At 58.5% G+C, this 7,742-nt stretch carries 4 protein-coding genes and 6 pseudogenes; 3 read left to right on the plus strand and 7 right to left on the minus strand.

Going from position 1 to position 7,742, the window contains the following annotated elements:
- Nucleotides 1-381: pseudogene (locus EN742_RS16495) on the plus strand (ATP-binding protein); the annotation flags it as partial.
- Nucleotides 382-543: 162 nt separating this feature from the next.
- Here EN742_RS16495 and EN742_RS16500 read toward each other — a convergent pair.
- Nucleotides 544-849, minus strand: a pseudogene (locus EN742_RS16500) (integrase core domain-containing protein); the annotation flags it as partial.
- A 53-nt stretch (nt 850-902) separates the two neighbouring features.
- Nucleotides 903-1,967, minus strand: a pseudogene (locus EN742_RS16505) (IS630 family transposase); the annotation flags it as partial.
- A 156-nt stretch (nt 1,968-2,123) separates the two neighbouring features.
- On the opposite strand from EN742_RS16505, the gene EN742_RS40025 reads away from it, so the two are divergent.
- Nucleotides 2,124-2,693, plus strand: coding sequence for a hypothetical protein (locus EN742_RS40025; protein ID WP_281034968.1), 570 nt, complete (start codon nt 2,124-2,126; stop codon nt 2,691-2,693).
- A gap of 92 nt (nt 2,694-2,785) precedes the next feature.
- Nucleotides 2,786-2,902: pseudogene (locus EN742_RS16515) on the plus strand (AAA family ATPase); the annotation flags it as partial.
- A 173-nt stretch (nt 2,903-3,075) separates the two neighbouring features.
- Here the strand turns inward: EN742_RS16515 and EN742_RS16520 are convergent.
- The 5 genes and pseudogenes from EN742_RS16520 to EN742_RS16540 all read right to left on the minus strand — a co-directional run.
- Nucleotides 3,076-3,624, minus strand: coding sequence for an N-formylglutamate amidohydrolase (locus tag EN742_RS16520; RefSeq protein WP_128333035.1), 549 nt, complete (start codon nt 3,622-3,624; stop codon nt 3,076-3,078).
- Nucleotides 3,625-3,991: 367 nt separating this feature from the next.
- Nucleotides 3,992-4,687 carry a hypothetical protein gene (locus EN742_RS38145; protein WP_189375377.1) on the minus strand — a complete coding sequence of 232 codons (696 nt, stop codon included), beginning with the start codon at nt 4,685-4,687 and terminating at the stop codon, nt 3,992-3,994.
- 175 nt (nt 4,688-4,862) lie between these two features.
- Nucleotides 4,863-6,227: a CapA family protein gene (locus EN742_RS16530; RefSeq protein WP_128333036.1), complete on the minus strand. Its 1,365-nt coding sequence runs from the start codon at nt 6,225-6,227 to the stop codon at nt 4,863-4,865.
- A 586-nt stretch (nt 6,228-6,813) separates the two neighbouring features.
- A pseudogene (locus tag EN742_RS16535) lies at nt 6,814-7,538 on the minus strand (electron transfer flavoprotein subunit alpha/FixB family protein); the annotation flags it as partial.
- A 21-nt stretch (nt 7,539-7,559) separates the two neighbouring features.
- Nucleotides 7,560-7,742, minus strand: a pseudogene (locus EN742_RS16540) (IS3 family transposase); the annotation flags it as partial.

The following is a 7,742-nucleotide window of genomic DNA, read 5'->3' on the forward strand; positions in this document are numbered from 1 at the left end:
CTCTATGTGCGCGTGCCGCGCCTGTTCGAGGATTTGGCGCTCGCTCGTCTCGATGGCCGCTTCCCACGCCTCATCGACAAACTCACCCGCGCGCAACTGCTCATCCTCGATGACTTCGGAACTCACACCCTCACCGACCAACAGCGCTTCCATCTGTTCGAAATCGTTGAGGAACGCTATCGCCGCAAATCCACCCTGATCACCGCCCAGGTCCCGGTGGCCAGATGGCATGACCTGATCGCAGACCCCACCGTCGCCGACGCCATTCTCGACCGGATCGTGCACAACGCCCACCGCATCGTGCTCCAGGGCGACAGCATGCGAAAGCAAAAGGCCGCGCCCCTCTTGACCGGCGCCGGAAACGGCGAAATCAATCATCCAGGAACGCAACAAGGCACCCAAGGACCGACGCCGCCAGACTGTCCCGACATTAGCGAAACCACTGTCCGGGAATTAGCGGAACCTCTGTCCGGCTTTTGCGAAATACGCAACCTGCCGGACGAGCAGCACTTCGGCGATCATATCGAGCTTCTAATGGGGCACCTAGATGTTTAGTCCCGGCATTTGCTGGAGCGGGTTGAGCGAAAACCGTTCCGGCTGGGAAAGCCACGCCTTGCAGATGAACTCATAGGGTGTGAGGCCTTTGAGGGTCTTGAGCCTGCGGCCGAAATTGTAGGCGGTGACGAAGTCGGCGAGATGGCGACGGAGCTGGTCGTGGCTCTGGTAGTAGAAGCGCTTGACCGTCGCATCCTTGATGGTTCCGTTCATCCTCTCGACCTGGCCATTGGTCCATGGATGTTTGGCCTTGGTCGTGCGCTCGATGTCGTTCGTGGCGCAGGCGTATTCGAAGGCGAAGTTCTGACGATTTTAGCCTGTTGGTCGCCAGTTTTGAGGGTTGCGAGGCAGAAGCGTTCGATGGAGGCGAGAATGTCGGCAGCAGACTTTGTCCATCTGAAGGGCTTCGGATCGGCATTGACAGCATTGATGTAGGTTTCGATGGCGGCTTCAAGTTCTCCGGTTGAGCGGTGAACGCCGCGCCTGATCTGCTTGTCGGTGAGGTCGGCGAAGAAGCGCTCGACCTGATTGATCCAGGACGCGCTGGTGGGTGTTAGATGGACGTGCCAGCGGGGTCGCTTGGCGAACCAGTTGCGGATGGGTTGCGTCTTGTGCGTGGCGTAGTTGTCCATGACCAAATGGATGTCGAGATCCTCAGGAACCGCCGCTTCGATCTCGTCGAGGAAGCGGCGGAACTCCGTAGAGCGGTGGCGCGGATAGCATTTGCTGATAATGCGTCCGGTGGCGATATCGAGCGCTGCGAACAGCGACGTCACGCCGTGGCGCTTGTAATCATGGCTGCCCCGCTCGATCTGGCCGGGCCGCATCGGCAGCACCGGTTGGGTGCGATCGAGCGCCTGGATCTGGCTCTTCTCGTCGACGCACAGGACCAGCGCGTGTTCGGGCGGTGCCATGTAGAGGCCGACGATGTCGCGCACCTTCTCGACAAACAAAGGATCGCTCGACAACTTGAAGCTTTCTGCGCGGTGCGGCTGAAGGCCGAAGGCTTTCCATATCCGATGGATCGTCGATGGCGCATGGTCGACCGCGCGCGCCATCGAGCGCAGACTCCAATGCGTGGCTTCGCGCGGTGTCGCCTCCAGTGTCAGGCGGATCGTCTCGGCAATCGCATCATCGCCGATCTCTCGTGGCCGACCCGGCCGCGGCTCATCGTAGAGGCCATCCAGCCGATCTTGGGCAAAGCGGCGTCGCCACTTGCCGACCGTGTTCTCAACCGCCCCGACGCGCTGCGCGATCACTTTGTTCTCAAGCCTCTCGGCCGCCAACAACACAATCTCTGCCCGCTGCGCCAGACCTTGCGCCGTTCGCCGCCGGCGCGACAGACCTTCAAGCTCCTTGCGTTCCTCGGCACTCAAGTCGATGGTTGCAGCAACTCGTCCCATGCATTGCATCTCCAATCGAATCAACGCAGGATTCGCACGAATTACGCGATCAGGACACTAGATGGGAAAGCTGCGCCTGCTGCCCAAAACGACAATCAGCAACGCGCTGGAGCTATGAGTCGAACCGACGCGCGGCACTGACACATGCGGGAACTAGAGCGTTACATGGCTCTCAACGTCGTGGGGTGCTACCGCCAATCGATCCACAGCAACTTTCATCGCCCGCCACTTGCAGTCTGCGGGAGCACAAAGGCGAGATTCGAGTTCGGGCGCAAAGAATCGCCTGCGCTTCTGGCTGAAATTCCTGTCCTAGCAGAAGCGAACCTTGGAGCGGACGGGCATACACTAAGGTTATTGGTCTGCGGCGCTGAGCGCAAACGTTGGGCGTTCGATGCCGCTCGAATACGCGGAACGGAATCGGCGAAGGTCCATCCCGACTACAATGTGGTTGACAAGACCATCTACTCGGTGACCAACCCGACACTCGACCAGATGCAGACCCTCGGGCTGGTCGGCATGGCCGCTGCCTGGGGGAGCTGGTTGAGCAGCAACGCTACAGAGCTCAGCCGCGAGGAGTGGCTCGGCCTAATGCTCGACCGCGAGATCGCAATGCGCCGACAGGCCCATCAGGATTTGGCTCCTCTAAGCCAAGCTGCGCTTCCGAAGCCTGCATGGCGAACATCGAGTTCCCGCGCCGTGCGGCCTCGACCGGCGCAATATCATGGCCTCGCCTAAGGCGAATGACTGAAGGCGCATGAGAACATGGTCTCACGGGCCAGACCGGCACCGGAAAGCCATGGTTTGCCTGCGCCTTCAGCCGTCAGGCGGCACGGCTCGATTATTCCGTGCTCTATTGGCGCGTGCCGCGCCTGCTCGAAGTTCTGGCGCTCGCTCGCCTCGATGCCGCTTTTTCCGCCCCATCGACAAAGTTCACCCGCGTGTAACTGCTCGTTTACGACCACTTCGGAACCCACAGCCTCACCGACCAGCAGCACTTCCGCCTGTTTGAAATCGTGGAGGAATGCTATCGGCACAAATCCACCCGATCACCTCAAGTCCCGATGGTCAGATGACCTGCTCGCAAAATCGCATGTCGCCGACGCACTAGGGCGCCAACTTACAAATTCTTCACGGCAGCCTTGGCCGCATGCGCAACAATTTCAGCCCACTGTGCTTGCCCAGGCTCGTCCGAAATGAGGTCATTCCTGATTTCAAGGAGCACATGGGGAATATTCCTTCGCTCTCCGTGCATAGGTATAGTGTAGTCACCGATATCATTAACTGCGTATGGAACGTTCAAAGCAGTTACTACCTCTGGATAGGCAGTTTGGACATCGGTCAGCATGGCTTTCGCAAGCCGATCATCCCTGTTGAAGCAACAACCGAGTTCGATGCTGCGGATTTCGCCTGTTTGCCTCATCACCGGTGTAAAGCTATGAATGTTCAGGAGAACTGGCCTTCGACCTCGCGCCTGTGCGCGATCAAGACCTGCAGAAATGGCGTCGTGAAATGGCCGATGAATCTTTTCGCAGCGGAGGCTCCGCGCTTCCTTCGTGAGAGTGAAGTTGCAAGGGATCTCAGTGCCGTCGCTAGTTTCTGGAATGGAGTCCTCGGCGTGGAACGGGCGATTCCAATCAATGAACGAGTCTGCTATATCGCTGCATATAGAGTGGCGCTGTTAGAGGCGCTGAGTCTCCTCGATACTGCCTCTGCTCCGACGTCATACGCTATATGCCGATCCATTTCTCGGGGATCAATTCCGAGGTTGCCGAGGCATTTCGGCACTTCCCGGCCAGCGTGCTCACAAACAATGAAGAAGTCGCTGTCAATATCCCCGCTGATTACACTAATGGGTGATGGATCAGAGGCAGTAAGATGGAAACTGTCGTACTTCTTCATTGTCTGCGAGTCCTATAACCGGCAAGAATCGTATAGCTTGTTTGAGTGCTATGAAGCCTTTGCGCAAAGACTACTCTCCTTCCGCGGCATTCTCCGTCGTCCGGCTCCTTTCGCCCGAGAAGCCTGGTTGGGAGTTAGGCAACTGAGGCGTACGTCATCCGGCATAGGGTCGTGATGTCGTACACGGGAAGCTTAGTGGAATGACGGATCGCTGGCGCTACCCTCGGGAATCCGGTGCATTCGAGCAGGATCATCGCGATGTCAGGATGCGCGTCGCGGAGACGCGCCAAGCTGGCGGTGACATCCTTTTTGAGCGCATCTACATCGACGGGAGGCGGCGTAGGTTGATGGCTGTCATGCCAGTAATTGCTACCTTCGATGCCGCCGATAGCAATTCGTGATCGCTCGACTGGATCATCGATTCCAAGCAGATCTTCGGTGCAACGTGTCGAATCGAAGGTTAGTACGGCAATCTTGGCTGGCGAAGGCAGCTGGCGAAGCAACGTCGGCAGCAAGAGCAGACTCGACAATGCCACCGGTACATTCACCGCCGCAGCCACCGCAGCCTGGTGTCGGATAAAGAAGCCGCAGTCCGACGATATCGCGACTGCACCACGCTCGACGAGGCGCCGCGCCGCAGCGATGCAGGCCGCCTCGAGCGCTGGATCCCCGCGGGAGACGTTCTCCGCCCAAGCTCCCGCGACCGTTTCGGAGATGAGCGGGAACTCGAAGTTGGATGGATGCAGTACTGCTCCGGGGGGTTCTGGCGTAACCAGCGGGGCAGGTTCGAGGCCCAAGATTCCCAAAGAGCGCGTCGCTTGCGTTGTCATGAATGGAAATCCTTCCGCTATCAGATTTCGAAGGGTTGAAAGGGCTGAGCTGAGCCAAAACCTCACTGTATCGCCTGGCGCTTGAAGTTGCGTGAAGCTCAGGCGCAGGGCAAAGGCCCCTGATGGCGACCATGGAGCCCTAAGATCAATCATGGAGCGACCACTAGGGACGGAACTATCGCGGCGAACTGTCGCTTACTCTAATGATGCCAACACCATCCTCGATGGTGATATGGGTCCCAAATGGCTCTGACAGCCTCCGCAGACGCTCCAGAATGGCTTCTGCCTCTGGCCTGGGCGCGAGACGAGGCACCCCCCTGTTAGCTAACCTTTCCGGGTAGCCAAGTACGACCGGAAAGAGCCTCAGTTCAGCGAGCTGATTTTGCTCAAATCGGCTGATGGTAAAAATACTTTCATAGAAGACCTCTTTGCTTGGAGGCTCTTTTTCGAGAGCATCGACGCGGGGCCAATCTTTCATCGATTCGGCCAGCAACTCAGCAACCGTGTCGACCCGAGGATCTTTTCTGTACTGGGCGAAGTAGTCAGCTCCCTGGACCGATTGAAGGTTGTCGAAGACGAAATGCCCCAGGCTATAAAAGATTGGCCGGCCCTTATAGATCTCGATGCCTCGCAACCGGTGCGGTCCGTGCCCGACATATGCGTCAGCCCCGGCATCAATCAGCCTACGCGCCAATGACTGTTCGTAATCGGGCGGCTCCTGACTCCATTCGCCCGGCTCATGACCGTGGTTACTGACGATTAAGAAGTCCGCGTACTGCTTGCCTCCGCGAACGTTTCGTAGAATGTCATCGACATCTTGCGGGTTGGGTTCGAAGCTATAGCCGACTATGTCGCCTGTCTTGAATGTCGTCCCGGCGAGCACGACTTGGTCTTCCTCCTCACCGTACAGGGGGTCGGGCAACTCATTACGTATCCGCTTGAGGCATGCGAGCATCTCCGGCTTGACTACAATGCTATTCGCTAAACGAAGGGCGGCGAGTCCTGGCCGGCCAGGCGCCTCTCCAGCCGGATCGCCTGCGCGCGACATCGGCGTGAACGTTGCAGCGAACGATACCAACGCCACACGACCACGTGCCGTTTCGAGATAGCGGGCGGCACCGGCATGGGCTAGATTTTCACCTACGCCCGCATAGATGATACCATTCTGATCGAGCACTCGGCCCGTCTCGCGCATACCTTCAAGCCCCCAGTCGAGTATATGGTTGTTTGCTAAAGATAGGGCGTTAAATCCCATTGTTTTCAACTCAGGCCCAAGCTCCGGTGGACCGACGTGATAGGAACCGCCGTGCTCGGCCTGCGGGCTTCCCTTGAACGCGCGGATGTCGAAGATGTTCGTCTCCAAGTTGCCGAATGTGACATCAGCATTCCGAAGTCTTTCGACAATTTGGCCGAGGCCGTTGCGCTGATTCGTAGTTACCGGCCGCCTCATCATGAGGTCACCAACCGCAACCATCGTGAAGCCGTCGGCGACGTTTGTAGCTGTCGAACCGACATAATCGAACTTTTCATCTTGCGTCATAGGCCTTAAACCTTTTCTTCATGCAGTTATGCGTATGAAATCGTCTACCCTTCCCCCTTGTGTGACGGTAAAGCGGATATCTCAATCTGTGCAGGCCGGCAATTATCGCCTGACCAAACGTTCATTATAATCGCCGCCCTGCGAGGAGACGGAGCGACTGCGTGAGCAGGCGCGGCCTTGGGATGTTCCGGATAGATGCAGGCTGCGCCCGGTAATAGGCTTCATAGTTACTTTATCCATCCCAAGTCAGAGAGATCGGACTGGTCGGGCCTCCTATAGGATAGCGGCGTAAATCTACCCACGCAGGCGACGCAAGGAAACCAGAAGCCAATACTCAAGCCCGGCGATGGCGACAAGAGCGGCTTATACGTGCGGTGACTATTCTCACCGGCATTACAGCTGCCGCGGGTTGGTAGGTGGCGTAATCGCGCTGAGAATTCGGTATGGCCACATTGAACGCTCCGAAATCGACGCGGAAAGTGAACAAGCTCATAAAGATTCCCCGGGCCGCGGCTGGCAGGAGACTGTTGGAGCATATTGCTTCAAGGCTTGTTTCCACATAGCTGATGCTGGATATCCATGATGAAAGCGCATTTTCGAGTTCGGGGAGCGCTTGGAACAGGTCGGCGACCTGGCCGTAATCGGCGACCTGGAATATCGGCGTCTCCTCGTCCTGTGATGGCGACGATGATTTTCGAATCTTCATGCCGGCCAGCCGGCGACGGCCACGATCACCTCCTGGAAGTTTTCCGCCGAGCCGAGCGCACCTCCACCGGAGATGATGATCTTGGCCGAGGTCAGCTTCGGCCGGTCGCTGTGCGAGCTCGTTCTCCACGAAGCTGGAAAGGCCCCGTCTCGACGGAATCCGAGCCCTCCTCCGGGGCAGCCTGAAAGGAGGCCGTGCGCGACGTCACTACCTCTTGGCGTCGGTGGACTGCACGGTCTGGCTGGCATTGTCTGCATAGATCGGACGTGGGAGACCTGCATCACGTCGAGCAGCGCGGCGACGCGCGCCATGACGTTCTTGCCCATGGAAGTTGCGGGCGCCACCGGCGCGTCGTAGCCGCCAGCGAGATCGACGATGATGTCGCAAAGCGGCTCGGCCAGGCGTTCGGCCAATTCGTCAGCCTCGGCCAGTCGCACCTTGCGCAAGCCCTTCAGCCTAGCGGCTGCGTCGGCGCCCGCTATCACGCCGTTGCCAGCCACCAGCACGTCGATGTCGCCGCCCATCTGCGAGGCGGCCGAAATCGCCTTGAGCGTCTGGTCGGACTGGGAGAATTGGCGTGTGTTCCTCCTCTCCGCTTGAATCACAGGTGACCTTGCCCCCGGTTTTTATCTAGTTTTGGGTTCATTTCCGGCGTGGGTCGTGTCCTGCTGGGCGGGTAAAGCGACGGGCGCTGGCGCGGAGCCTTTGGCATAGCGCAGCGCGAGCGACCGTCGCGGATTGAAGGTGGTGGCGAACTCGGTCGGTGTCTGCCAGGCGCTTTGGGAGTGCGGCCGCGCGGTGTTGTAGTC

The organism is Mesorhizobium sp. M4A.F.Ca.ET.020.02.1.1 (genome assembly GCF_004022645.1).
GTDB lineage: Bacteria > Pseudomonadota > Alphaproteobacteria > Rhizobiales > Rhizobiaceae > Mesorhizobium.

What these genes read in the sequence shown, in the direction of transcription:
- EN742_RS38145 (WP_189375377.1), bottom strand. Translation starts at nt 4,687, where the DNA reads ATGACAACGCAAGCGACGCGCTCTTTGGGAATCTTGGGCCTCGAACCT.
- EN742_RS40025 (WP_281034968.1), top strand. Translation starts at nt 2,124, where the DNA reads ATGGCTCTCAACGTCGTGGGGTGCTACCGCCAATCGATCCACAGCAAC.
- EN742_RS16530 (WP_128333036.1), bottom strand. Translation starts at nt 6,227, where the DNA reads ATGACGCAAGATGAAAAGTTCGATTATGTCGGTTCGACAGCTACAAAC.